The following is a 22,500-nucleotide window of genomic DNA, read 5'->3' as shown; positions in this document are numbered from 1 at the left end:
TGCGGTGCCCTTTGCCCCGCTATGACGGATCAGACCCATCAAGGAACATATGGCCCATGTCCTCGAAAAACCGTGTGACCCCCGAAGAAGCACTCGCCTATCACCTCGAACCCCGCCCCGGCAAATACGAGATCATCGCCTCAACCCCGATGGCCACGCAGCGCGATCTGTCGCTGGCGTATAGCCCAGGCGTTGCCGTGCCGGTGCAGGCCATCGCCGACAATCCGGCACTGGCCTATGACTATACGGTCAAGGGCAATATGGTGGCCGTCATCTCCAACGGCACCGCCATTCTGGGGATGGGCAACCTTGGCGCGCTGGCCTCCAAGCCGGTGATGGAAGGCAAGGCGGTGCTGTTCAAGCGCTTCGCCGATGTGAACGCGATTGATATCGAGCTGGATACAGAAGACGCCGAGGAAATCATCAAGGCCATCAGCCTGATGGGCCCCACCTTCGGCGGCATCAACCTTGAAGATATCAAGGCCCCCGAATGCTTCATCATCGAACAGCGCCTGAAGGAAATCATGGACATTCCGGTGTTCCATGACGACCAGCACGGCACGGCGGTGATCTGTGCCGCAGGGCTGATCAACGCGCTGGAACTGTCGGGCAAGAAGATCGAAGATTGCCGCATCGTGCTGAACGGCGCGGGGGCGGCCGGAATCGCCTGTCTGGAACTGCTGAAATCCATGGGCGCAAAACATGACAACTGCATCATGTGCGACACCAAGGGCGTGATTTATCAGGGCCGCACCGAGGGCATGAACCAGTGGAAATCGGCCCATGCCGCCCGCACCGACCTGCGCACGCTGGAAGAGGCGATGGTGGGGGCCGATGTGTTCCTCGGTGTGTCGGCCAAGGGCGCGGTAACGCCCGAAATGGTGTCGAGCATGGCCGAAAACCCGGTCATCTTCGCCATGGCCAACCCCGACCCCGAAATCACGCCCGAAGATGCCCACGCCGTCCGCCCCGATGCCATCGTGGCCACCGGGCGCAGCGACTATCCCAATCAGGTCAACAACGTGCTGGGCTTTCCCTACCTGTTCCGGGGTGCCTTGGACATTCACGCCCGTGCCATCAATGACGAGATGAAGATCGCCTGCGCCCGCGCATTGGCCGCCCTCGCACGCGAGGATGTGCCGGACGAAGTGGCGATGGCTTACGGGCGCAAACTGTCGTTCGGCCGCGATTACATCATCCCCACCCCGTTTGACCCACGGCTGATCTACGTGATCCCGCCCGCCGTGGCCCGCGCCGGAATGGATACCGGGGTGGCGCGGCGCCCCATCATCGACATGAAGGCTTATGAGCAGACGCTGAAAAGCCGGATGGACCCGACCGCCAGCATCCTGCAAGGCATCCATGCCCGCGCGAAACAGGCGCAGGCTCGGATGATCTTTGCCGAAGGCGATGACCCGCGCGTGCTGCGCGCCGCCGTCGCCTATCAGCGCGCCGGTCTGGGCAAGGCCATCGTTGTCGGCCGCGAGCCGGATGTACGCGAAAAGCTCGAAGCCGTCGGTCTGGCCGACGCCGTGCGCGAGCTGGAGGTGGTGAACGCCGCCAACACCCGGCATCTGGAGGCTTACAAGGGCTTCCTCTACAACCGGTTGCAGCGCAGTGGGCACGACTCCGAAGATATCCACCGCCTTGCGACGCGCGACCGGCATGTATTTTCCGCGCTGATGCTGCAACACGGCCATGGTGACGGGCTGGTGACAGGTGTTACCCGCAAATCGGCGCATATCCTGTCACTGATCAACCACGTCTTCGACGCCACCGCCGCCGCTGGTGCCGTCGGGGTCACGGCCCTTTTGCACAAGGGCCGCATCATCCTGATCGCCGATACGCTGGTGCAGGAATGGCCGGAACCCGAGGATCTGGCGACCATCGCCATCCGCTCGGCGGGCGTGGCGCGGTCCCTGGGGCTGGAGCCGCGCGTGGCCTTCGTGTCCTTCTCCACCTTCGGCTATCCGGTGTCGGAACGCGCGACCAAGATGCACGAAGCGCCGCGCGTGCTCGACCGCATGGGCGTCGATTTCGAATACGAGGGCGAAATGACCGTCGATGTGGCGCTCAACATGGACCAGATGAAGCACTACCCGTTCTGCCGCCTGACCGGGCCCGCCAACATTCTTGTGGTCCCCGCCCGCCATTCGGCCAGCATCTCGGTCAAGCTGATGCAGGAAATGGCCGGGGCCACGGTGATCGGCCCGATCCTGACCGGCGTGAAAAAGCCGATTCAGATCTGTTCCACCAATTCCACGGTGAACGACATTCTGAACATGGCCGTCATGGCCGCCTGCAAGATCGGCCAATAAAGCAAAAGGCCCGCCTCAACGGGCGGGCCTTCGGTCACTTGGCGAATGCCGCCTGATTGCCCCAAAGCTGCTTTACCCGCGCATCGCGCCCGCAGGCCTGACGGTAGAAGGTATAGGCGTTCTTCTTCTGCTTCGGCCCGGCGCGGGTCAGGATGATTTCAGAGCTTTTGTAGTAATCCTGATGATAGGCCTCGGCCACCCAGAAGGTGCTGGCGGGCAGCACCGGCGTCACGATCTTTTGCCCAAGCGCCTGCTGCGCCTCGGCCACCGCCGCCTGCGCTGCCGCCTGTTGCGCGGCGTTCCGGGGGAAAATCGCGGTGCGGTACGCCGGGCCACGGTCGCAGAACTGGCCCCCGGCATCGGTCACATCGACCGACCGCAGGAACATCGCGATCAGCTGGGCATAGGTGATGCGGCTGTTGTCAAAGGTGATCTCCACCGCCTCATGATGCCCCTCATGGTTCGGATAGGTCGGGTTCTGCATCGTCCCACCGGTATAGCCCGACACCACCGACCGCACGCCCGGCACCTTTTCAAAATCGGATTCGACGCACCAGAAGCACCCCCCGGCGACAATGGCCTTCTCGGTGGCAGCCTGCGCCCCCCCGGTGGCGGTCAGCACCAACAGGGCCAGACCGGCCACAACAGACATCATTCGTTTCATCTCGTGCTCCTGAAATACTGGCCACAGATTGCCCCGCGCGGGCCGTCCGTCCACTCACCCATGTGTGATGTCACGCACAGGTGAAGCTGCCCCTTTCCCTTCGTGCCCGCCCCGCATAGCGTTACACCAAACCCGGAGGACCGCATGACCGACCACGTTTCTACCCATCAGGCCGAAGATGACGCCCGCAATGAGCACATCCTGATCTGGGTCAACGGTGCGCTGAAGCCAAGGGATCAGGCGCTGGTCTCGGTCTACGATTCCGGGTTCATGCTGGGCGATGGGGTGTGGGAAGGCGTGCGGCTTTACAACGGGCGCTGGACCTTCCTGGACGAACACATGGACCGGCTGTTCGAGGCCGCAAAGGCGATCGACATCGACATCGGAATGACCCGTGATCAGGTGATTGCGGCCATCATGGAAACCCAAGCCGCCAACAGCATGACCACCGACGCCCATGCCCGCCTGATGGTCACGCGCGGCGTCAAGACCCGGCCCTTCCAGCACCCCAAACTGTCGCAGCGCGGGCCAACGGTGGTGATCATCATGGAACACTCGCGCCAAAAGCTGCCCCGCCCGATCCGCCTTGCCACCGTGCCCCACCTGCGCGGCCTGCCGATGACGCAAGACCCCAAGCTGAACAGCCATTCCAAGCTGAACTGCATTCTGGCCTGCATCGCCGCCGAAAAGGCCGGTGCCGATGAGGCGCTGATGCTGGACGTGCATGGCTTTGTGAACACCACCAACGCCTGCAACTTCTTCATCGTCCGCAAGGGTGCGGTCTGGACCAGCACCGGCGACTATTGCATGAACGGCATCACGCGTCAGAAAGTGATCGACCTGTGCCGCGAAAATGGCATCCCGGTGTATGAGCGGAACTTCAGCCTCGTCGACACCTATGGCGCGGACGAGGCCTTCCTCACCGGCACCTTCGGCGCGCAAACGCCTGTCAGCATGATCGACGGCCGCCAGATCGGCACCGGCGAAATGGGCCCGATGACAGAGCGGATTCGCGGGCTTTACAAGACCCTTGTCGGCGCATGAACGTACGTCCGTAAGCCATACGCGCGCCATACACGAACCATACGGAAATCAGCCATGAAAATCGCCATGTGGTCCGGGCCACGCAACCTGTCGACCGCCCTGATGTACGCTTTCGCCGCGCGGGATGACACCCTGGTCTGGGATGAACCCTTTTACGCCGCCTATCTTGAAGCGACCGGCATCGACCACCCGATGCGCGCGCAGATCATCGAGGAAAACGAAACCGACCCGGACCGGATCGCCTCGATCTGCAAGGGACCGATCCCGCAGGGCAAGGCGGTGTTTTATCAAAAGCACATGACGTTGCATATGGTTGATGGGTTTGACCGGCGCTGGATGCGGTCCTGCCAAAATGTGTTCCTGATCCGGCACCCGGCCCGCGTGGTCGCAAGCTATGCCAAAAAGCGTCAGGGCGCAACGTTGCACGACATCGGCTTTGTCCAGCAAGTTGAACTTTATCAAGAGGTTGCCGGGTGGAGCGGGACGGCCCCCCTTGTGATCGACAGTGACGATATTCGCGCCGACCCCGAAGCGATGCTGCGCAAGCTGTGCAGCGCGCTCGGGCTGTCCTTCACGCGCAGCATGTTGCACTGGCCCGCGGGCGGCAACGAACATGATGGCACATGGGCCCCGCATTGGTATGCCGCGGTCCATCGCTCCACCGGGTTCGAAGGCGCCGAAGGCCCGCTTCCCGCGCTTGGCGGCGCCTACGCCGATCTGGTGGCGCAGGCTTTGCCACATTACGATCGGCTGGCACAGCTTCGGATGTAAGCCAAGCCCCTGAGGGCAAAGGCTATTTTACCCGCGCATTGCGGTTGGCGATCAGTTTCAGGCGCAGGGCGTTCAGGCGGATGAAGCCTGCGGCGTCTTTCTGGTCATAAGCACCCGCGTCGTCCTCGAACGTCACATGCGCCTCGGAATACAGCGAATGGTCGGACCAGCGGCCAACGCAGGTGGCCAGGCCCTTGTAGAGCTTCAGCCGCACGGTGCCGGTCACATGTTCTTGTGACTTGTCGATCAGCGCCTGCAACATCTCGCGTTCCGGGCTGAACCAGAAGCCGTTGTAGATCAGTTCCGCATAACGCGGCATGATGCTGTCTTTCAGGTGGCCCGCGCCTGCATCCAGCGTGATCTGTTCGATCCCGCGATGTGCTTCCAGCAGAAGGGTGCCGCCGGGGGTTTCATAGATGCCGCGCGACTTCATCCCGACAAAGCGGTTTTCCACGAAATCGAGCCGGCCAATGCCATGCGCGCCGCCCAACTCGTTGAGCCGGGTCAGGATGGTGGCGGGTGACATCGCTTCACCATTGATCGCAACCGCATCACCGCGCTCAAAAGAAACTTCAATGTATTCAGGTGTGTTCGGCGCGTCTTCGGGCGAAACGGTGCGCTGATAGACATATTCCGGGGCCTGTTCGGCGGGGTTTTCCAGCGCCTTGCCCTCGGACGAGGTGTGCAGCAGGTTTGCGTCCACCGAGAACGGCGCCTCGCCGCGCTTGTCCTTGGCGATTGGGATCTGGTTGGTTTCGGCAAATTCGATCAGCTTGGTGCGGCTGGTCAGATCCCACTCGCGCCACGGCGCGATCACCCGGATCGATGGGTCAAGCGCATAGGCCGACAGCTCGAACCGCACCTGATCATTGCCCTTGCCGGTCGCGCCATGCGCCACCGCATCAGCGCCATGTTTATGCGCCAGATCAACCAGATGCTTGGAGATCAGCGGCCGCGCAATCGAGGTACCCAGCAGATACAGCCCTTCATACAGCGCATTGGCGCGGAACATCGGGAACACATAGTCGCGCACGAATTCTTCGCGCACGTCGACGATATGGATGTTTTCCGGCTTGATGCCCAGCAATTCGGCCTTGGCGCGGGCGGGTTCCAGCTCTTCGCCCTGACCCAGATCGGCGGTGAAGGTGATCACCTCGCAACCGTATTCGGTTTGCAGCCATTTGAGGATGATCGAGGTGTCCAGACCCCCGGAATAGGCAAGGACGACTTTTTTCGGGTTTGACATGCGCACGCTCCCTTTGGGATTTGCGCGGGTCTAAGGCGATTTGCGGCAAAGGGCAAGAAACACGGGCGTATCGGATACAAAATCGCCGCGCTTGCCAAAGCGGTGGCGCTGCGGCATGCCAAGGCTATGACCGATTTTGTCAAAGATGCCCGCCTTGCCACCGACGCGCTGCGCGATCTGTTTGATCCGACGCCGTTGCAGCGCAATGATTACCTGTCGCAGCGCTTTGATGCCGACATCTGGCTGAAGCGCGAAGATTTGTCGCCGGTGCGGTCCTACAAGCTGCGCGGAGCCTTTACCGCGATGCGCAAGGTGCGCGAGGCGGAGCCGGGCCGGCAGCACTTTGTTTGCGCCAGTGCGGGCAATCATGCGCAAGGCGTGGCCTTTGCCTGTCGGCATTTCGGGGTGCGCGGCACGATCTTCATGCCGGTGACGACGCCGCAGCAAAAGATCGACAAGACGCGGGTGTTTGGCACGGGTCAGGTGCAAATTGTGCTGACGGGCGACTATTTCGACCAGACGCTGACGGCGGCGAAGGCGTTCTGTACCGAACAGGGTGCGTACTTCCTGTCACCCTTTGATGATGATGATGTGATTCTGGGCCAGTCTTCTGTTGCGGTGGAAATGCTGGATCAGCTGGGCCGCGATCCCGATCTGGTGATTCTTCCGGTGGGCGGGGGCGGGTTGTCATCGGGCGTGACACGGTATCTGCGGGTTGTGGCGCCGGATGTGGCCTATCGCTTTGTGGAACCTTTGGGTGGCGCGTCCCTGCTGGCGGCTTTGGCTGCGCGGCGACCCGACACGCTGGCAACGGTGAACAGCTTTGTGGATGGCGCGGCCGTGGCGCGGTTGGGGGACAAGACCTTTGCTCTGCTGGATTGGGTTGATCCGGCGCAGGTGCTTCTGGCCCCCGAAGACCGGATCTGCATCACCATGCTGGAGATGCTGAATGTCGAAGGCATCGTGCTGGAACCTGCGGGGGCGCTGTCGGTGGATGTGCTGCCAGAGCTGGCCGGGGTGATCCGGGGCAAGACCGTGGTTTGTGTGACATCGGGCGGGAACTTCGACTTCGAACGCCTGCCGGAAGTGAAAGAACGGGCGCAGCGCTTTGCCGGGCTTAAGAAGTATTTCATCCTGCGGATGCCGCAGCGTCCCGGTGCCCTGCGTGAGTTTCTGGAGATGCTGGGGCCCGAAGATGATATCGCGCGGTTTGAGTATCTGAAAAAATCGGCGCGCAACTTCGGGTCGGTTCTGATTGGAATTGAGACAAAAGCGCCGGAGAATTTTACCCAGCTGTTTGCGCGGCTGGATCTGGCGGCCTTTCCCTATCGGGACATCACCAATGACGGGATTTTGTCAGAGTTTCTGATCTAGGCGGCCCGCTCAGGCAGCGCGATCTTTCAGCCGGGTCACAAAGGCATCGCGCGACTGGTGATAGGTGCTGATCACGCTGTCCAGCGCCACATCGGCCGAGCCGGTCGCGGCGCGGCGTTCGCCGGTCTGGCAAACCTGAGCCAGACGGGCAAAACCAAGGTTGAGCGCGCTGCCCTTGAGGAAATGCAGGTCGTCTTCCATCGACTGTGCGTCGGTGAGGGAAGGCAGGCGGGTGACCACCTGATCCGTCTCTTGCAGGAAGAGGGCAACAATTTCGTCAAACGAGTCGTGCCCCACCTCTGCCCGCAAATCGTTCACGCGTGCCCAGTCGATCATCATGTCACCCGATCCTGTTTGTGCGACCCCCAGAATGGTTCTTGTCCCCATCATGACCCCAGCATCTTAAGGCTTCGTTATCAAGTCCCCGACGCTAACAGGGAAAGTTTTAGCTTTCATCGGTGCTTAAGCTCTGCGCAGCGACAGTGTCTTGCGTTGTATGGACTGTGATCTGATGAGCTTGACGACTTTGAACAGCCCTGACCTACCGGAGGAGGCCGCCGTGGCGGTCCGCCCCTTGCAGGTGCTTGTCGTGGATGACAGCAAAGCGCAGCGTATGCTGCTGATCGCAGCCCTTTCGCGCTGGGGCTATGCCGTGCAAGAGGCGGAATCGGGTGAGGCGGCGCTGCTGGCGTGCCGGACGGAGGTCTTTGATATCATCCTGTCGGATTGGATGATGGATGGCATGTCCGGACTTGATCTGTGTGCCGCCTTTCGTGCGCTGGGGCAGGAGGGGTATGCCTATTTCATCCTGCTGACCTCCAAATCCGGCAAGGAGGAAATTGCCACGGGGCTGGAATCGGGGGCAGATGATTTTCTGACCAAACCGGTGTCGGCGCATGAACTGCACGCAAGGCTGCGCGCGGGGGAGCGGATTGTAAGTATGCACAAGGAACTGGTCCAGAAAAACCGGCTTCTGGGCGCGACATTGACTGAACTACAGCGCGCCCAGCAGATTGTGGACCGCGATTTGATCGAAGCGCGCAAGCTGCAACAGGCGCTGGTGCGCGACCGGTGCCGTGACTGGGGGCGGGGGGCGGCGACGCTGTTCTTGCGCACCTCGGGGCCGGTGGGTGGCGATCTGGCCGGGTTTTTCGAACTGGATGCGGCTGTTGTCGCGCTTTATTCGCTGGATGTGTCTGGGCATGGTGTGGCGTCAGCCATGATTACCGCACGGCTGGCGGGGTATCTGTCAGGGTCGGACCCGGACCAGAATATCGCTTTGCAGCGCCGGGCAGATGGCGTGTTTGACCGGTTGTTGCCGGAACAGGTGGCGGCAAGGTTCAACCGCACCATGCTGGAGGATCTGCAGGTCGATCAGTATTTCACCATGGCCTATGCGCAGGTTGATCTGAACAGCGGTGCGGTGGCGATGGTGCAGGCAGGCCACCCTTACCCGCGAATCCTGCGGGCGGACGGACGGATCGACCGGCTGGGCAGCGGTGGCCTGCCGATCGGACTTTTGCCCGACGCGGAGCATGACCCGGTAATGGCGCAGTTGTTTCCCGGGGATCGCTTGCTTCTGGTGTCTGACGGGTTGACCGAATGCCCGTCGCGCAGTGGTGACGAACTGGGTGATGATGGGCTGGACGCCCTGATCCGTGCCAACAGTGCTCTGGACTCGCGCCAGCTGCTGGACGCGCTGATCTGGGATCTCGCGGCACATCTGGGGTCAGAGGATTTTCCAGATGATGTGTCGGGGCTCATTTTTGATTATCGCGGCTGATCACGCAGCGCCTGAAACAAAAACCTGCGGTCGCCGGTGTTGGCGATCTGATCCAGCGCCTGATCGGACGTCATCCAGACGGCGGTATGCCCCGCCTCTGACGGAGGGCCAAGGCGCAGAACCGGGCGGGCCAGATAGATGGTGCAGATCTTTTCGGCCCATTTGTCGTATTCGGGCATATAGGTAAACCGCCGGTAGGCCCCTAGTTTGCGGGTCACGGCGATTTTCCAGCCGGTTTCCTCAAACACCTCACGGTGCAGGGCGGGGAGCGGGTGTTCGCCCGGATCTATCCCGCCGCCGGGCAGCTGAAATTCGGGGGTGGGCTCGGCCTGATGCGTGGTCAGCACCTTTGTGCCATTCAGCAGCACGGCATAGACTCCGGGTCTGGGGCGATATTTCTGGCCCGGTCGGGCGGGATCACCGTAGCGCCGCATGCTGTTGCCCCCTTGGTCGTGGTGTTGCCCTGCCTATATAGGCGCGGTATGCCAAGATTGGCTCGCTAAGGAAACCCCATGACCATTGGTTCGCAGATCGCCTGGGATGATACCATCCTGCCCTTTCAACTTGATCAGTCCGACATCCGGGGCCGGGTGGTTCGCTTGGATGGCGTGCTGGAACAGGTTTTGTCGCAACACACCTACCCGCCGCTGATCGAGGCGTTGGTGGCCGAAGCCGCGCTTCTGACCGCACTGATCGGGCAGTCTGTGAAGCTGCGCTGGAAGCTGAGCCTGCAGATCCGCGGCAACGGCCCGGCGCGCCTGATCGCCACCGATTACTATGGCCCGACAGATGACGGGCAACCGGCACGCATCCGCGCCTATGCGAGCTATGATGCCGACCGGCTGGATCTGGACGCCGATCCGTTCAGCCAGATCGGCACCGGCTATTTCGCGGTGATGCTGGATCAGGGCGAGGGCATGGTGCCCTATCAGGGTTTTACCCCGATTGCGGGTGGGTCGCTGTCTTCTTGCGCCGAGACCTATTTCGCGCAGTCCGAACAGCTGCCGACACGGTTTTCGCTGACCTTTGGCCAGAGTGCGGAGCCGGGGCGGGCGACGCATTGGCGGGGGGGTGGCGTGATGCTGCAGCACATGCCGAAAGCCGGGATGAGTGTGGCGGCCGAGGCCGGTTCGGGCGAGGGCGGTTTGCTGCTGCACAGCGATATTCTTGCCGGGGAAGAGGGCGAAAGCTGGACCCGCGCCAATGTGCTGCTGGATACGGTGGAAGAGATCGAGCTGATCGGGCCGCAGGTGACTCCGGCAGAGTTGCTGGTGCGGCTGTTCCACGAAGAAGGCCCGCGGGTGTTCGAGGCGCAGCCGATCCGGTTTGGCTGCTCATGTTCCGAAGACAAGGTGCGCAACACGATGTCGATCTATTCGCAGAAGGACATCGAAAAGATGACAACGCCCGAAGGGATCGTCACCGCCGATTGCCAGTTCTGCGGCGCGCATTACGAGATGGACCCGAAGACCCTGGGGTTTGAGGGCAGGGATGGATGAGATTGCCCGCCTGCGGAGCGCCCTGCTGCGCCCGGCAGGCGAGTCGTCTGATTTTGATCTGAACCCTGGGATTCAGCTGCCGGCTGGTCGCGTATTGCGGCCGGCGGGCGTGCTGATTCCAGTTTGGAACCGGCCCGGTGGCGCGCAGGTGATTTTGACCAAACGCGCGTCGCACCTGAAGCATCATCCGGGGCAGATTTCCTTGCCGGGCGGCAAGGTAGAGCCGGTCGATGCCTCGGTTCAGGCTGCGGCGCTGCGCGAGGCGATGGAAGAAATTGCGCTGCCGCCCCGGCTGGTCGAGGTGGTCGGCCATTTGCCCGTGCATGAAACGGTGACCGGATTCAGCATGACCCCGGTTCTGGGCCATATCAGAGACGATTTTGTGCCTGCGCCAGAAGCGGGGGAGGTGGAGGAGGTGTTTACGGTGCCGCTGTCACACGTGCTTGACCTGTCGCGCTATTGCATCGAGCGGCGGCTGTGGATGGGGCAGTGGCGGCGCTATTACGCGGTGCCCTATGGCCCGTATTACATCTGGGGAGCGACGGCGCGCATTTTGCGCGGGCTGGCCGAGCGGGCAGCGCTGTGAAGGTTTCGGGGGATTGGCTGGAGCATCCCGGCACACAGACCTTGTGCCGTGTGCTGGAGGATGCGGGCCATCAGGCGCTGTTCGTTGGTGGCTGTGTCCGCAACGCACTGATGGGCGTCGAGGTGGCGGATATCGACATTGCAACCGATGCGGTGCCGGAAATCGTTTCTGCGCTGGCGGAAACTGCCGGGCTCCGGGTGGTACCGACCGGAATTGACCATGGCACGGTGACGGTGATCGCCGGGGGTGTGGCACATGAGGTGACAACCTTCCGCCAAGACCTGCAGACTGATGGGCGACACGCGGTGGTCGCGTTTTCAACGCTTGTCGAGGAAGACGCGGCGCGGCGCGATTTCACGATGAATGCGCTTTATGCCGACCGGACCGGTGCGGTGATGGATCCGTTGGGCGGGCTGCCGGACCTGCAGGCGCGGCGGGTGCGGTTCGTGGGCGAGCCGGGTGCCCGCATTGCTGAGGATTACCTGCGCATCCTGCGGTTTTTCCGGTTCTTTGCGCATTATGGTAACCCGGACGGCGGGATTGATGCCGAAGGGCTGGCGGCCTGTGCCGCCAATCTTGACGGAATAGAGGCGCTTTCGCGCGAACGCATCGGTGCGGAAATGCGCAAGCTGCTGGCCGCACCGGACCCTGCGCCCGCGGTCGCGTCAATGGCGGCGTCTGGGGTGCTGGGGATTGTTCTGCCGGGGGCGGATGCGCGGTCCCTGGGGCCGCTGGTGCATCTGGAAGGCCAATGCGCACCACGCTGGCTGCGGCGGTTGGCGGTTCTGGGCGGGCAGGATGTGGGTGACAGGTTGCGGCTGTCGCGGCGCGAAGTGGCAGACTTGTGCCGTATCAGAGACGAAACCGGCAACATTCATAGCCCGGCCGCGCTGGGCTTTCTGCTGGGCGATAGCCTGGGGGCCGATGCCGTTCTGGCGCGCGCGGCGGTGCTGGAGCAGCCTTTGCCTGAGGGTTGGGAGGCAGAGGTGGCGCGGGGGGCTGCGGCTGAGTTCCCGCTGCGTGCCGCCGATCTGATGGGCCGGTTGCAGGGCCCGGCGCTGGGCGCGGCGCTGGCGGCGGCCCGGGCGCGCTGGCTGGCAAGCAACCTGACGCTGACCCGCGCGCAGCTTTTGGGTTAAACTGTTTTCCTCGGACATTAATGGGAGTATATGCCAGCGGTAATCTGCAAGAGGCTGTCCCCCGTGTTTTCCTATTTTGAACGGCTCGTGGACCCTTATGGCCCTTACGAGCAGACCGACACACCACCGCGCAAGCTGTGGCCGTTCCTGAAGCAATATATCACGCCGTTCCGTGGGGTGTTCGCGATCACCGCGACGCTTTCGGTGGTGTCGGCTTTTGCCGATGTCGCGATGATCTGGTATGTCGGGCGGCTGGTCGACCTGTTGGCAAGTACCGGGCCGCAAGTGGTGTGGGCGGATCACGGCACCGAGATTTTGCTGGTGGCGGCGGCGATCCTGATCTTGCGACCCATTCTGCTGGTGGCCAATGTGGCGCTATTGCACAACACTATCCTACCGAATTTCGGCACCATGATCCGCTGGCGGGCGCATAACCATGTGATCCGCCAGCCCGTCGGCTGGTTCGAGTCCGATTTTGCCGGGCGGATCGCCAACCGCATCATGCAGACGCCGCCAGCGGCAGGGGACGCGGTGTTTCAGACCTTTGACGCGGTGGCCTTTGCCAGCGTGACTGTAGTCGGCGCCGGCATCATGCTGGCCGGGGCCGATGTGCGGCTGCTGCTGCCGCTGGTGATCTGGTTCGCACTCTATGCCTGGCTGGTTCGGTGGACAGTGGTTCGGGCCGGACCGGCGGCGAAGGCAAGCTCGGATGCGCGGTCGCAGGTGACGGGGCGGGTGGTGGATGCCTATACCAACATCCACTCGGTCAAGCTGTTCGCGCATCACGATATGGAGCTGAACTACGCCCGAGATGCGATCGAGCACGCCCGCAGCACATTTGCACGCGAAATGCGGATCGTCACCAAGATGGATCTGGCGCTGACCGTGCTCAATGGCGGGCTGATCGTGGGGGTGACCGGCTGGGCGCTGATCTTGTGGTATCAGGGGCAGGCGACGGTGGGCACGGTCGCGGCGGCAACGGCGCTGGTGCTGCGGTTGAACAACATGACCTATTGGATCATGTGGGCCTTTACCGCGCTGGTGCAGGCGCTTGGCATTGTGGCCGAAGGGATGGAGACCATCACCCAGCCGATTCATCTGGTGGACAACCCGGGGGCAAAGCCGCTGGTGCTGACCGCCGGCAAGATCGAGCTGGACCGGGTGAGCCACCATTACGGACGCGGGTCGGGCGGGTTGCAGGATCTGTCGCTGGCCGTGCAGCCGGGGGAAAAGATCGGCGTGGTCGGGCGCTCGGGCGCAGGTAAATCGACACTGGTGAAGCTGATGCTGCGGTTCTACGACACCGAGGGCGGGGTGATCCGCATTGACGGGCAGGACATTGCTCAGGTGGGGCAGGATTCGGTCCGCAGGGTGATCGGCATGGTGCAGCAGGACAGCAGCCTGATGCACCGGTCGGTGCGCGACAACATCCTGTACGGTCGCCCCGATGCGACCGAGGCCGAGATGATCGCTGCCGCCCGCCGCGCCGATGCGCATGAGTTTATCCAGACGCTGGAAGACCCGGAGGGCCGCAAAGGCTATGATGCGCATGTGGGAGAGCGGGGCGTGAAGCTGTCGGGTGGACAGCGGCAGCGGGTGGCATTGGCGCGGGTGATCCTGAAAGACGCGCCGATCTTGATTCTCGACGAGGCGACGAGTGCGCTGGATTCCGAAGCCGAGGCGGCGATTCAAGAAGCGCTGTTTGGCGTGATGCAGGGCAAGACGGTGATCGCGATTGCGCACCGCCTGTCGACCATCGCCGCGATGGACCGGATCGTGGTGCTGGAGGATGGTCACATCGCCGAGCAAGGGACCCATGCCGAGCTTTTGGCGTTGAACGGGCTATATGCGCGGTTTTGGGCTCGCCAATCTGGCGGGTTCATCGGGCTAGAGGAGACGGCATGAGCGTTCTGAAACGGCTGGGCGGATACATCGACGCGTTTCGTCCCGCAGATGGCGAACCGCCGCAGCAGTTGTGGCCGTTCATGCGTTGGTGCCTCAAGGGGTCTTGGCCGATGCTGGGTTTGGCCGGGGTGTTTTCCTCGATCGCCGGGGCTACGGAAGTGGTGTCGGCGGTCATTCTGGGCTGGGTGATTGATGCCGCGCTGAACTCGGGGCCGGAGCGGTTTTTCGGCGATCATGCGGCGCTGATTGGGATGTTCGTGCTGTTCTACCTTGTGCTGCGGCCGATGGCCTTTGGTATCGCGGCGGCGTCGAACAGCATCGTTGTCGGTCCGAACGTGATGCCATTGGTTTTGTCGCGGCTGCACCGCTGGACGCTGGGGCAGGCGGTAACGTTTTTTGACAATGACTTTGCGGGCCGCATTGCGCAAAAGCAGATGCAGGCGGCGCGGGCGGTCACCGATGTGGCAACCGAGGTCATCAACACGGTCTGTTTCGCGCTGGCGTCGGTGATCGGGTCGGTGGTGTTTTTGGTGGTGATCGACGCGCGCATTGCGGTGGCTCTGGCCGTCTGGCTGGTGGTTTATGTTCTGCTGATCCGGTTTTTCATGCCGCGTGTGCGGGTGAATTCGGCGGCGCGGGCATCGGCCCGGGCGATGGTTTCGGGGCAAGTGGTGGATACGATCACCAACATCAAGACGGTGAAGCTGTTCGCGCATGCCGCGTTCGAGGACCGGGTGGCCTTGAAAGCGATGGAGGTTTTCCGCGAGCGGAGTCTGGAATTCGGGGTCATTTCAACATGGTTCCGGCTGTCGCTGATGACCGTGGCGGGCGTGCTGCCGGTGCTGCTGATCGGTGGCACGGTGGTGCTGTGGCAGCAGGGGCAGGCGACGGCGGGGGCGATTGCGGCGGCGGGGGCGATCTCGATGCGGATTGCCCAGATGTCGGGCTGGGTCAGCTTTACGCTGATGTCGATCTATACCTCGGTGGGTGAGGTGGAGGATGGGATGAAAACCCTGTCGGCCCCGCATCAGTTGGCTGATGCAAGCGATGCGGTGGATCTGGTCAAGGTGCGCGGAGAGATCACCTTTGCAGGTGCCAGCTTTGCCTATGGGCGGCGGCGGGGTGGGGTGGAAGATCTGAACCTGACGATCCGCGCCGGGGAAAAACTGGGGATTGTCGGAGCCAGTGGCGCGGGCAAGTCAACGTTGGTGGCGATGCTTTTACGGCTCTATGACTGCGAAAAGGGGGCTGTTCTGGTTGACGGGCAGGATGTGCGGAATGTGACGCAGGAAAGCCTGCGGCGGCAGATCGGGATGGTCACGCAGGAAACTGCGATGTTCAACCGTTCGGCGCGTGACAACATCGCCTATGGCCGCCCGGATGCGACGGAAGATGAGATCATCGCGGCAGCCAGTGCGGCGGAGGCTGACGGGTTCATCAGCCAGATGATCGACCACACCGGGCGCAAGGGCTACGGGGCGTTTCTGGGGGAACGCGGGGTCAAGCTTTCCGGCGGGCAGCGGCAGCGCATCGCACTGGCGCGGGCCTTTGTGAAGGACGCGCCTATTCTGGTGCTGGACGAGGCGACATCGGCGCTGGATTCGGAGGTTGAGGCGAACATTCAGTCCGCGCTGGACCGGGTGATGGAAGGAAAGACCGTGCTTGCGATTGCGCACCGTCTGTCCACCATCGCAGCGATGGACCGGATTGTGGTGCTTGACGACGGGCGGATTGTCGAAGAAGGCACGCACGAGGCGCTGTTGGCGCAAGATGGCCTGTACGCCCGCTACTGGAACCGCCAGTCGGGCGGATTCATCGGGTCGGATGAAAAGGAAGCGGCAGAGTGATATTTACAATTGACCGGCTGGGACACCTTGGCGACGGGATCGCCCAAGGCGAGAACGGGCCGGTCTTTGTGGCCGGAATGCTGCCGGGTGAGGTGGTAGAGGGCGATCTGGAAGGCGACCGGCTGGTGAACACCCGGATTGTGACGCCCAGTGCGGCCCGCATCAAGTCGCCCTGTCCGCATGCGCGCACCTGTGGCGGCTGCCTGATGCAACATGCGTCGGATGCGATGGTCGCCGACTGGAAGACGGCGCATGTCGAAGGGGCCCTCGCCGGTCAGGGTCTGCATGCACCGTTCCGGCCCATTCTGACATCACCGCCCCGATCGCGGCGGCGGGCGACCTTTGCGGCGCGGCGTACCAAGGGCGGGTCGATGATCGGCTTTCATGCGCGCGGGTCGGATGCGCTGGTACAGATCCCGAATTGTCAGCTGGTACATCCTGATCTGTTGGCCGCGATGCCGGGGCTGGAGGAGTTGGTGCGTCTGGGTGGGTCGCGGTCGCAAGAAGTGGCGCTGATGGTCACCCGCGCACTTGGTGGGCCGGATGTGGTGGTCACCGGGGGCAAGCCGTTGGATGGCGCGTTGCGGCTGGAACTGGCGCGGGTGGTCGAGGCGCATGCGATGGCGCGGCTGACCTGGGATGGTGAGACGGTGGCGCTGCGCGCAACGCCGATCCAGACCATCGGCAAGGCACGCGTGGCCCCGCCCGCCGGTGCCTTCCTGCAGGCGACGGAACATGGCGAACATGCCTTGTTGGATACGGTTCGGGAGGCTTTGGGGCCACAGAAAAAGATCGTCGATCTGTTTGCCGGGATCGGCACCTTTGCGCTGCCCTTGGCCGAGATGGCCGAGGTGCATGCGGTCGAGGGTGACCCCGCGATGGTGGCGGCGCTGGACAAGGCCGCCCGCAACACCGAAGGGCTGAAGCCGATCAAGGCCGAAGCGCGCGACCTTTTCCGTCGACCGCTGGAACCGGATGAGTTCAAATATGTGACCGGCGTGGTCATCGACCCGCCGCGCGCCGGGGCCGAGGCGCAGATGCGGTGCCTTGCGCAAACCAAGGTTCCGGTGATTGCGATGGTGTCGTGCAACCCGGTGACTTTCGCGCGTGACGCAAAAACCCTCATTCAGGCTGGCTACCGGCTGGACTGGATACAAGTTGTCGATCAATTCCGCTGGTCGGCGCATGTGGAACTTGTGGGCCGCTTCGTTCGGTAGCATATCCCCTGACACAATCTGGATCGGGAGAAGATGATGGCGCGCGCAGCAGTGGGTGAGTGGCTGGATCGACCATGGGTCAGGACTGCCATCATTGGTGTCATCCTGTTCAACGCGGTGATTCTGGGTCTGGAAACCTCTTCCCCGGTGATGGCGCGGGCGGGGGAGCTGATTTTGCTGCTGGACGCGATTTGTCTGGCGATCTTTGTCGCCGAGATTGCGGCCAAGATCTATGCCCATGGCCTGCGGTTCTTCCGCAACGGGTGGAATTTGTTTGATTTCATCATCGTCGGCATTGCGCTGGTGCCGACCGCGCAGGGTCTGTCCGTGTTGCGGGCGTTGCGCATTCTGCGGGTGCTGCGGGTGATCTCGGTCGCCCCCAGCCTGCGGCGGGTGGTGGAGGGGTTCATCACCGCGCTGCCGGGCATGGGGTCGGTGTTTTTGCTGATGGCGATCATCTTCTATATCGGCGCGGTGATGGCGACCAAGCTGTTCGGCGCGGCGTTCCCCGACTGGTTCGGCGATCTGGGCAATTCGGCCTACACCCTGTTTCAGATCATGACCTTGGAAAGCTGGTCGATGGGGATCGTGCGCCCGGTGATGGAGGCCTTTCCCTATGCCTGGCTGTTCTTTGTGCCCTTCATCATGGTCACCACCTTTGCGGTGGTGAACCTGTTGGTCGGTCTGATCGTGAACTCGATGCAGGATGCCCATTCTGCCGAGGACAACCTGAAAACCGACGCCTATCGTGATGAGGTACTGGCAAGGCTGACCGCGATAGAGGCGCGGCTTTCATCGGTTGATGACACATCCGTGAGACGCTGATGCCCGATCCCCGCTAGGCAGGTCGCCGGAATTTGGGTATGCGGTTGAAAAAAAGCGGGGCAGTTGTCGATGTGGCTTTATCGGATTGTGGCAGTGCTGGTTTTGGCCTTTGGGCTGACGGCTTGTGGAAACAGCAAGTTCAAGACCTACAACGGCCCCACGGTCACTTCGGTGCAGGTGCACAAAGGTGAGCGGAAGATGTATCTGCTGCACCGCGAAAAAGTGCTTAAATCCTATGATATTGCGCTGGGGTTCGCGCCGGTGGGGCACAAGCAGTTCGAAGGTGACGGCAAGACGCCCGAAGGCACCTACATCATTGACCGGCGCAATCCGAATTCAGAATTTCACCTGTCGATCGGGATTTCCTACCCAAATCAGGCCGACCGCGAATACGCCAAGAATCTGGGCAAATCGCCGGGTGGTGACATCTTCATCCACGGGGCGCCGAACAGCAAAGTGTCGCGCCGCGACTGGACCGCAGGCTGCATCGCGGTGACCGACAAAGAGATGGAGCGGATCTATGCCATGGTCAAAGACGGCACCGTGATCCACATCCTGCCGTGAGGGCCGGGGGTCAGCCCCCGGTGACCAGACACCACCAGAGCTTGCCGCTTGGTTCCTGATACCAGGCAAAGCCGATCTCGCGTGCGGTCGGGTCAAGAATGACAGTCCGGGTTTCGGGGGCCCGCATCCAGGCGGCCAGCGTGACCAATTCGGTCTCGAACGTTTCCGAAATCAGCTCGCCTTTCAGCGCCCCGGTATAACCGACGCGCTGCACGCGGGTGAGCGGGGAAGACCCGTCCGACCCGAAGTGCCAAGGCCGGTTTTGCACCGACATGTCGCGCGCATGGGTGGCGGCGGCAGCGTTCAGCGCCGCATTGAAGGCGAGCGGCCCGGCATTCTGGGCGCGGCGCAGCGAGTTGACGGAGTCGAGCAACCGGAACGAGACTTCATTCTCGGTCCCCGGAGCGATCTTGTAGACCTGCGGCAGCGGCTGTCCGCTGGCATCGAGCTGTACAGCAGCCGTTTGCTGGACACATGCCGAAAGCAGCCCGACTGCACCAAGGGTCAGGACCATGCGTCTGTTCATCTGGAAATCCGTTCGTTCCGGCCCGTGGGCACATTGTGTTAATGCTGCTTAGCGAAAACTGGCCGGCAATTCAAACCCAACTCTGCGACCCTGCGGGTTAACGGCGGTTTGATTTGCGAGTTTTGGCCGATCGGAGTATGCAGCTTGCAAAACTTAAATGGCAGGAAACCTCTGATGAGTGTAGAAAATCGGATCAAACTGAACCGCCGGGTCTTTCTGGGAACCGCAGCTGCTGGCTTTGGTGCCGCGATGACCCCGGCACTCGCCATGACTGGGTCGACCGAAATGGTCGCCCCGGTCACCAGCGGTTCTGTGCGCAACAACGTGTCCAGCTTTCGCATGCTGAACTGGCAGGACTATTTCGATAACACCCGGGGCGGGGCGATTCTGGTCGACCTGCCCTCGCGCGCCCTGCACTATTGGTCGGAAGATCAGGCCACCTACCGGCTTTACCCCACGTCAGTGCCGCTGTCGGAAGATCTGACCCGCCGCGGCCGGACCGAAGTGGTGCAAAAGGTGGTCGCCCCCAGCTGGCGGCCGACGCCTTCGATGAAAGAGCGCAACCCGGAATGGCCAGATGTGGTCGAAGGCGGCGCGCCGGATAATCCGATGGGATCGCACGCGCTTTACCTGTCCTGGACCTACTACCGTATCCATGGCACGCATGACACGCGCAAGATCGGCCGCCGGTCCTCAAACGGATGTGTCGGGCTTTATAATGAGCATATCTCGGAACTCTTTTCGATGAGCAAAGTTGGAACTCAGGTGTTGCTAATTTGACGACAAGTCAGTGAGTCACGCGGTGCCTCAACAAGCCAGATTGCAAATCTCGTGCCAAGCTGGTTATGAAGTCGATACGAGGTACAGTCTTGGGTGCATGCCGTCGCCTCTGCAACATTCGTCGGTATGCTATATCTGGAGGTTATTATGAAGAAACTTGCACTCGCCGCCGCTCTGACGGTCGCTGCATCCACCGCTAACGCTGGTGGTATGATGGAACCCGTTATGGAACCAACCGTTGTCGCCGCTCAGACGTCTTCGTCGGCCGGCGGTATCGTTGTTCCGTTGCTGCTCCTGCTGATCATTGCAGCAGCTGTTTCGAACTGATCTAACGATCACGTTCCTAAGGAAAAAGGCGGTGAGTTTTCTCACCGCCTTTTTTCTGTTCTTGTCGCAGGTTTTCCCGGGTGTTGACCACACTATCGCAGCCAACCTGCCAGATTTTCGGAAATGACAGCCAGAAGCGCTGTGATATGCGCATCATCGTCGTTCAGGCAGGGAATATAGGTAAAGGTCTCGCCGCCCGCATGTTCGAAGGCTTCGCGGATCTCGCCGTTGATTTCTTCCAGCGTTTCGATGCAATCGGCAGAGAAGGCGGGGGCCATCACGGCAATGTTCTTTTTGCCCTGCTTTGCCAGCTCTGCCACATGTTCGACCGTATAAGGTTTCAGCCACTCTTCCGGGCCAAAGACCGACTGGAAGGTGGTGTCGATGCTGCCTTTGTCCCAGCCCAGCCGTTCGCGCAGCAGGCGTGAGGTTTTGGCGCATTGGCAATGGTAGGGGTCGCCTTCCATCAGATAGCGCTTCGGCATGCCGTGATAGCTTGCGACCAGCACATCGGGCTTGGCCGGCAGCGTAGCATAAACACGCTCCACCGACTGGGCGAGGGCGTCGATGTATTGCGGATGGTCAAAATACTCCGGCACGGTGCGGACCGAGGGCTGACGCTTTTCCTTCATCAGCGCACGGAAGAATTCGTCATTGGCGGTCGCCGAAGTAGCCCCGGCGTAGTGTGGGTAAAGTGGGAAGAAAAGGATCTTCTCACACCCCGCCTCAACCATGGCGCGGACCTTTGATGCCGTCGACGGATTGCCATAGCGCATGCAGAAATCAACCATGATGCCATCGCCATATTGTGCGGCGATACCTTGCGCGATTTTGGCGGTCTGATCCTTGGTGATGGTCAGCAAAGGGCTTTCATTGCGGTCGTGATTCCAGATCAGTTTGTAATTGGCGCCAGAGCTGAAGGGCCGCTTGGTCAGGATCACCAGTTGCAGCAGGGGCTGCCAAAGCCAGCTGGAATAATCGACCACGCGCTTATCGGACAGGAATTCGTTCAGATAGCGGCGCATCGACCAGTAGTCGTAATTGTCGGGCGTGCCCAGATTGGCGACCAGAACGCCGATCTTTGCCTGCCGCACCGGGGGGTGATCGGCGGGGGCATGGGCAAGGCGACCCTGACCGGGCGCGATGACAGACCCCTGTGGGGCATGAGTCAATCCGTGCTTGGCATCGAGCATCGCGTGCGTCCTTGGCAAATCAAAGTTTAAGGGGACATATAGGCTTATGCGCCGGGGTCAACCTTTGGCCGGATCAGATGGCAGCGGCATTTCCGCCGCATTGAGCACATCGGCCAATCTTTGTGCAGCAGAGCCGGGTTTCAGCGGCTTTGGCTGGCTGGCATCGGGGGCCCAGCCGGTCAGGCAGATGATCTCGAACGTGGCCGGGATACGGCCTTCGTCATCGGCGTATTGCGCCTGATAGATCTCTGCCGCGCGCAGCAGCACCCCGCGCCGGGTAGGGCGGCGCAGGCGGGCGGAAAGCGCGTTTGCCTCGCCCATCAGGCGCAGGTCGCGCATCAGGTGCAGGGCATCGCGGTAGCGCACGGTTTTGGTGAAGCTGTCGGCGACCGGCAGGGCAAGGCCCGCGCGTTGCAACAGGCCCCCCAGATCGCGGATCTCGCCCATCGGCAACACGCGAGGCGACAGGCCGCCCGTCACCTCGGCCTCGGCCTCGGCCAGGCAGGCGCGCAGCTCGTGCAGGGTCTGGCCCCCGAACATCAGGGCCAGAAAAAGCCCGTCGGACCGAAGGGCGTGGCGGCACTGTACCAGTTGGCCGACGGGATCGCTGGCCCAGTGCAGGCAAAGCGCGTGGATCACCAGATCATGCGCGCCGGGCGTCAGTGCCAGCAGGTCATCATCGGCGACCGGGGTGCCGATACCGGACCAGAGCGCGGGGAACCCGGTGACGACAGCGGGCGACGTAAACGTCCTGTTAACCTCGATCAGTCTCTCCTGAACTTCGGCAAGCGCCTCGTTGTGCAAAAAGAACTCGGTGGCCCGGCTGCGGTTGCGCAGCAAGGCGGGGCGGTCGGTCAGGATGGGTGGCGTCTGCATGGCGCGGAAGATGGGG

22 protein-coding genes are annotated in these 22,500 nt (G+C 62.1%); 15 read left to right on the top strand and 7 right to left on the bottom strand.

The window, feature by feature from the left end; genetic code table 11:
- The first annotated feature begins 56 nt into the window (after positions 1–56).
- Positions 57–2,318: an NADP-dependent malic enzyme gene (locus EEB11_RS10395; protein WP_135431054.1), complete on the top strand. Its 2,262-nt coding sequence runs from the start codon at positions 57–59 to the stop codon at positions 2,316–2,318.
- Between the two features lie 34 nt (positions 2,319–2,352).
- Here EEB11_RS10395 and msrA read toward each other — a convergent pair whose 3' ends face one another.
- Positions 2,353–2,982, bottom strand: coding sequence for a peptide-methionine (S)-S-oxide reductase MsrA (gene msrA, locus EEB11_RS10390; RefSeq protein ID WP_135431052.1), 630 nt, complete (start codon positions 2,980–2,982; stop codon positions 2,353–2,355).
- A 144-nt stretch (positions 2,983–3,126) separates the two neighbouring features.
- Here msrA and EEB11_RS10385 point away from each other — a divergent pair, with 144 nt between their 5' ends.
- Together EEB11_RS10385 and EEB11_RS10380 are read left to right on the top strand one after the other, a co-directional pair.
- Positions 3,127–4,026 (top strand): D-amino acid aminotransferase, encoded by a 900-nt coding sequence (locus EEB11_RS10385; RefSeq protein WP_135431050.1) that lies wholly within the window; start codon positions 3,127–3,129, stop codon positions 4,024–4,026.
- Positions 4,027–4,080: 54 nt separating this feature from the next.
- Positions 4,081–4,797, top strand: a complete 717-nt coding sequence (locus EEB11_RS10380) for a sulfotransferase-like domain-containing protein (protein WP_135431048.1) — start codon at positions 4,081–4,083, stop codon at positions 4,795–4,797.
- A 22-nt stretch (positions 4,798–4,819) separates the two neighbouring features.
- Here the strand turns inward: EEB11_RS10380 and EEB11_RS10375 are convergent, their stop codons facing one another.
- Entirely contained in the window at positions 4,820–6,043 is a 1,224-nt protein-coding gene (locus tag EEB11_RS10375; protein WP_135431046.1) for an argininosuccinate synthase, read from the bottom strand.
- 126 nt (positions 6,044–6,169) lie between these two features.
- Between EEB11_RS10375 and ilvA the strand changes: the two genes are divergently transcribed.
- On the top strand, positions 6,170–7,417 hold the full coding sequence (gene ilvA, locus EEB11_RS10370) for a threonine ammonia-lyase IlvA (RefSeq protein ID WP_135431044.1): 1,248 nt from the start codon (positions 6,170–6,172) through the stop codon (positions 7,415–7,417).
- 9 nt (positions 7,418–7,426) lie between these two features.
- On the opposite strand, the gene EEB11_RS10365 is transcribed toward ilvA, so the two are convergent.
- A complete protein-coding gene (locus EEB11_RS10365; RefSeq protein WP_245298859.1) occupies positions 7,427–7,807 on the bottom strand; it encodes an Hpt domain-containing protein in 381 nt (126 codons plus the stop codon).
- A gap of 121 nt (positions 7,808–7,928) precedes the next feature.
- On the opposite strand from EEB11_RS10365, the gene EEB11_RS10360 reads away from it, so the two are divergent.
- Complete coding sequence (locus tag EEB11_RS10360; RefSeq protein ID WP_135431042.1) at positions 7,929–9,200, top strand: PP2C family protein-serine/threonine phosphatase; 1,272 nt, start codon at positions 7,929–7,931, stop codon at positions 9,198–9,200.
- On the opposite strand, the gene EEB11_RS10355 is transcribed toward EEB11_RS10360, so the two are convergent.
- Positions 9,188–9,634, bottom strand: a complete 447-nt coding sequence (locus EEB11_RS10355; protein ID WP_135431040.1) for an NUDIX hydrolase — start codon at positions 9,632–9,634, stop codon at positions 9,188–9,190. The two genes, EEB11_RS10360 and EEB11_RS10355, sit on opposite strands and share 13 nt — an antisense overlap.
- Before the next feature lie 78 nt (positions 9,635–9,712).
- Between EEB11_RS10355 and hslO the strand changes: the two genes are divergently transcribed.
- From hslO to EEB11_RS10315, 8 genes are all read left to right on the top strand, one after another.
- Positions 9,713–10,699, top strand: coding sequence for an Hsp33 family molecular chaperone HslO (gene hslO, locus EEB11_RS10350; protein ID WP_135431038.1), 987 nt, complete (start codon positions 9,713–9,715; stop codon positions 10,697–10,699).
- Positions 10,692–11,285, top strand: coding sequence for a CoA pyrophosphatase (locus tag EEB11_RS10345; RefSeq protein WP_135431036.1), 594 nt, complete (start codon positions 10,692–10,694; stop codon positions 11,283–11,285). Before hslO ends, EEB11_RS10345 begins: the two co-directional genes overlap by 8 nt.
- Entirely contained in the window at positions 11,282–12,424 is a 1,143-nt protein-coding gene (locus tag EEB11_RS10340) for a CCA tRNA nucleotidyltransferase (protein WP_135431034.1), read from the top strand. Before EEB11_RS10345 ends, EEB11_RS10340 begins: the two co-directional genes overlap by 4 nt.
- 63 nt (positions 12,425–12,487) lie before the next feature.
- Positions 12,488–14,329 carry an ABC transporter ATP-binding protein gene (locus tag EEB11_RS10335; protein ID WP_135431032.1) on the top strand — a complete coding sequence of 614 codons (1,842 nt, stop codon included), beginning with the start codon at positions 12,488–12,490 and terminating at the stop codon, positions 14,327–14,329.
- Entirely contained in the window at positions 14,326–16,176 is a 1,851-nt protein-coding gene (locus tag EEB11_RS10330) for an ABC transporter ATP-binding protein (RefSeq protein WP_135431030.1), read from the top strand. The genes EEB11_RS10335 and EEB11_RS10330 overlap by 4 nt, the downstream gene beginning before the upstream one ends.
- Positions 16,173–17,393: a class I SAM-dependent RNA methyltransferase gene (locus EEB11_RS10325; RefSeq protein ID WP_135431028.1), complete on the top strand. Its 1,221-nt coding sequence runs from the start codon at positions 16,173–16,175 to the stop codon at positions 17,391–17,393. Before EEB11_RS10330 ends, EEB11_RS10325 begins: the two co-directional genes overlap by 4 nt.
- A gap of 33 nt (positions 17,394–17,426) precedes the next feature.
- A complete protein-coding gene (locus tag EEB11_RS10320) occupies positions 17,427–18,218 on the top strand; it encodes an ion transporter (protein ID WP_135431026.1) in 792 nt (263 codons plus the stop codon).
- Between the two features lie 69 nt (positions 18,219–18,287).
- Positions 18,288–18,782, top strand: a complete 495-nt coding sequence (locus EEB11_RS10315; protein WP_135431333.1) for a L,D-transpeptidase family protein — start codon at positions 18,288–18,290, stop codon at positions 18,780–18,782.
- Positions 18,783–18,792: 10 nt separating this feature from the next.
- Here the strand turns inward: EEB11_RS10315 and dalA are convergent, their stop codons facing one another.
- A complete protein-coding gene (gene dalA / locus EEB11_RS10310; RefSeq protein ID WP_135431024.1) occupies positions 18,793–19,308 on the bottom strand; it encodes a divisome-associated lipoprotein DalA in 516 nt (171 codons plus the stop codon).
- A gap of 174 nt (positions 19,309–19,482) precedes the next feature.
- On the opposite strand from dalA, the gene EEB11_RS10305 reads away from it, so the two are divergent.
- Both EEB11_RS10305 and EEB11_RS10300 read left to right on the top strand, forming a co-directional pair.
- Positions 19,483–20,088 (top strand): L,D-transpeptidase, encoded by a 606-nt coding sequence (locus EEB11_RS10305; protein WP_135431022.1) that lies wholly within the window; start codon positions 19,483–19,485, stop codon positions 20,086–20,088.
- Between the two features lie 147 nt (positions 20,089–20,235).
- Positions 20,236–20,415 (top strand): hypothetical protein, encoded by a 180-nt coding sequence (locus EEB11_RS10300; RefSeq protein WP_135431020.1) that lies wholly within the window; start codon positions 20,236–20,238, stop codon positions 20,413–20,415.
- Positions 20,416–20,507: 92 nt separating this feature from the next.
- Here EEB11_RS10300 and hemH read toward each other — a convergent pair whose 3' ends face one another.
- Together hemH and EEB11_RS10290 are read right to left on the bottom strand one after the other, a co-directional pair.
- Positions 20,508–21,608 (bottom strand): ferrochelatase, encoded by a 1,101-nt coding sequence (gene hemH, locus EEB11_RS10295; protein ID WP_135431018.1) that lies wholly within the window; start codon positions 21,606–21,608, stop codon positions 20,508–20,510.
- A 57-nt stretch (positions 21,609–21,665) separates the two neighbouring features.
- The gene (locus EEB11_RS10290; protein WP_135431016.1) at positions 21,666–22,484 is read right to left on the bottom strand and encodes a methyltransferase domain-containing protein; all 819 of its coding nucleotides are present in this window, start codon (positions 22,482–22,484) and stop codon (positions 21,666–21,668) included.
- Positions 22,485–22,500: the final 16 nt, after the last annotated feature.

Source organism: Pseudotabrizicola sediminis (genome assembly GCF_004745575.1).
GTDB classification, from domain to species: Bacteria; Pseudomonadota; Alphaproteobacteria; order Rhodobacterales; family Rhodobacteraceae; genus Pseudotabrizicola; species Pseudotabrizicola sediminis.
This window is presented reverse-complemented; position numbering and strand designations above follow the sequence as displayed.

Bases quoted from the DNA above. Each gene is read 5' to 3' on its own strand.
- ilvA (WP_135431044.1), top strand. From the start codon at position 6,170: ATGACCGATTTTGTCAAAGATGCCCGCCTTGCCACCGACGCGCTGCGC.
- EEB11_RS10395 (WP_135431054.1), top strand. From the start codon at position 57: ATGTCCTCGAAAAACCGTGTGACCCCCGAAGAAGCACTCGCCTATCAC.
- EEB11_RS10305 (WP_135431022.1), top strand. From the start codon at position 19,483: ATGAGTGTAGAAAATCGGATCAAACTGAACCGCCGGGTCTTTCTGGGA.
- hslO (WP_135431038.1), top strand. From the start codon at position 9,713: ATGACCATTGGTTCGCAGATCGCCTGGGATGATACCATCCTGCCCTTT.
- EEB11_RS10315 (WP_135431333.1), top strand. From the start codon at position 18,288: ATGTGGCTTTATCGGATTGTGGCAGTGCTGGTTTTGGCCTTTGGGCTG.
- EEB11_RS10320 (WP_135431026.1), top strand. From the start codon at position 17,427: ATGATGGCGCGCGCAGCAGTGGGTGAGTGGCTGGATCGACCATGGGTC.
- EEB11_RS10385 (WP_135431050.1), top strand. From the start codon at position 3,127: ATGACCGACCACGTTTCTACCCATCAGGCCGAAGATGACGCCCGCAAT.
- EEB11_RS10375 (WP_135431046.1), bottom strand. From the start codon at position 6,043: ATGTCAAACCCGAAAAAAGTCGTCCTTGCCTATTCCGGGGGTCTGGAC.
- hemH (WP_135431018.1), bottom strand. From the start codon at position 21,608: ATGCTCGATGCCAAGCACGGATTGACTCATGCCCCACAGGGGTCTGTC.
- msrA (WP_135431052.1), bottom strand. From the start codon at position 2,982: ATGAAACGAATGATGTCTGTTGTGGCCGGTCTGGCCCTGTTGGTGCTG.
- EEB11_RS10290 (WP_135431016.1), bottom strand. From the start codon at position 22,484: ATGCAGACGCCACCCATCCTGACCGACCGCCCCGCCTTGCTGCGCAAC.
- EEB11_RS10380 (WP_135431048.1), top strand. From the start codon at position 4,081: ATGAAAATCGCCATGTGGTCCGGGCCACGCAACCTGTCGACCGCCCTG.
- EEB11_RS10355 (WP_135431040.1), bottom strand. From the start codon at position 9,634: ATGCGGCGCTACGGTGATCCCGCCCGACCGGGCCAGAAATATCGCCCC.
- dalA (WP_135431024.1), bottom strand. From the start codon at position 19,308: ATGAACAGACGCATGGTCCTGACCCTTGGTGCAGTCGGGCTGCTTTCG.
- EEB11_RS10365 (WP_245298859.1), bottom strand. From the start codon at position 7,807: ATGATGGGGACAAGAACCATTCTGGGGGTCGCACAAACAGGATCGGGT.
- EEB11_RS10300 (WP_135431020.1), top strand. From the start codon at position 20,236: ATGAAGAAACTTGCACTCGCCGCCGCTCTGACGGTCGCTGCATCCACC.
- EEB11_RS10330 (WP_135431030.1), top strand. From the start codon at position 14,326: ATGAGCGTTCTGAAACGGCTGGGCGGATACATCGACGCGTTTCGTCCC.
- EEB11_RS10345 (WP_135431036.1), top strand. From the start codon at position 10,692: ATGGATGAGATTGCCCGCCTGCGGAGCGCCCTGCTGCGCCCGGCAGGC.
- EEB11_RS10360 (WP_135431042.1), top strand. From the start codon at position 7,929: ATGAGCTTGACGACTTTGAACAGCCCTGACCTACCGGAGGAGGCCGCC.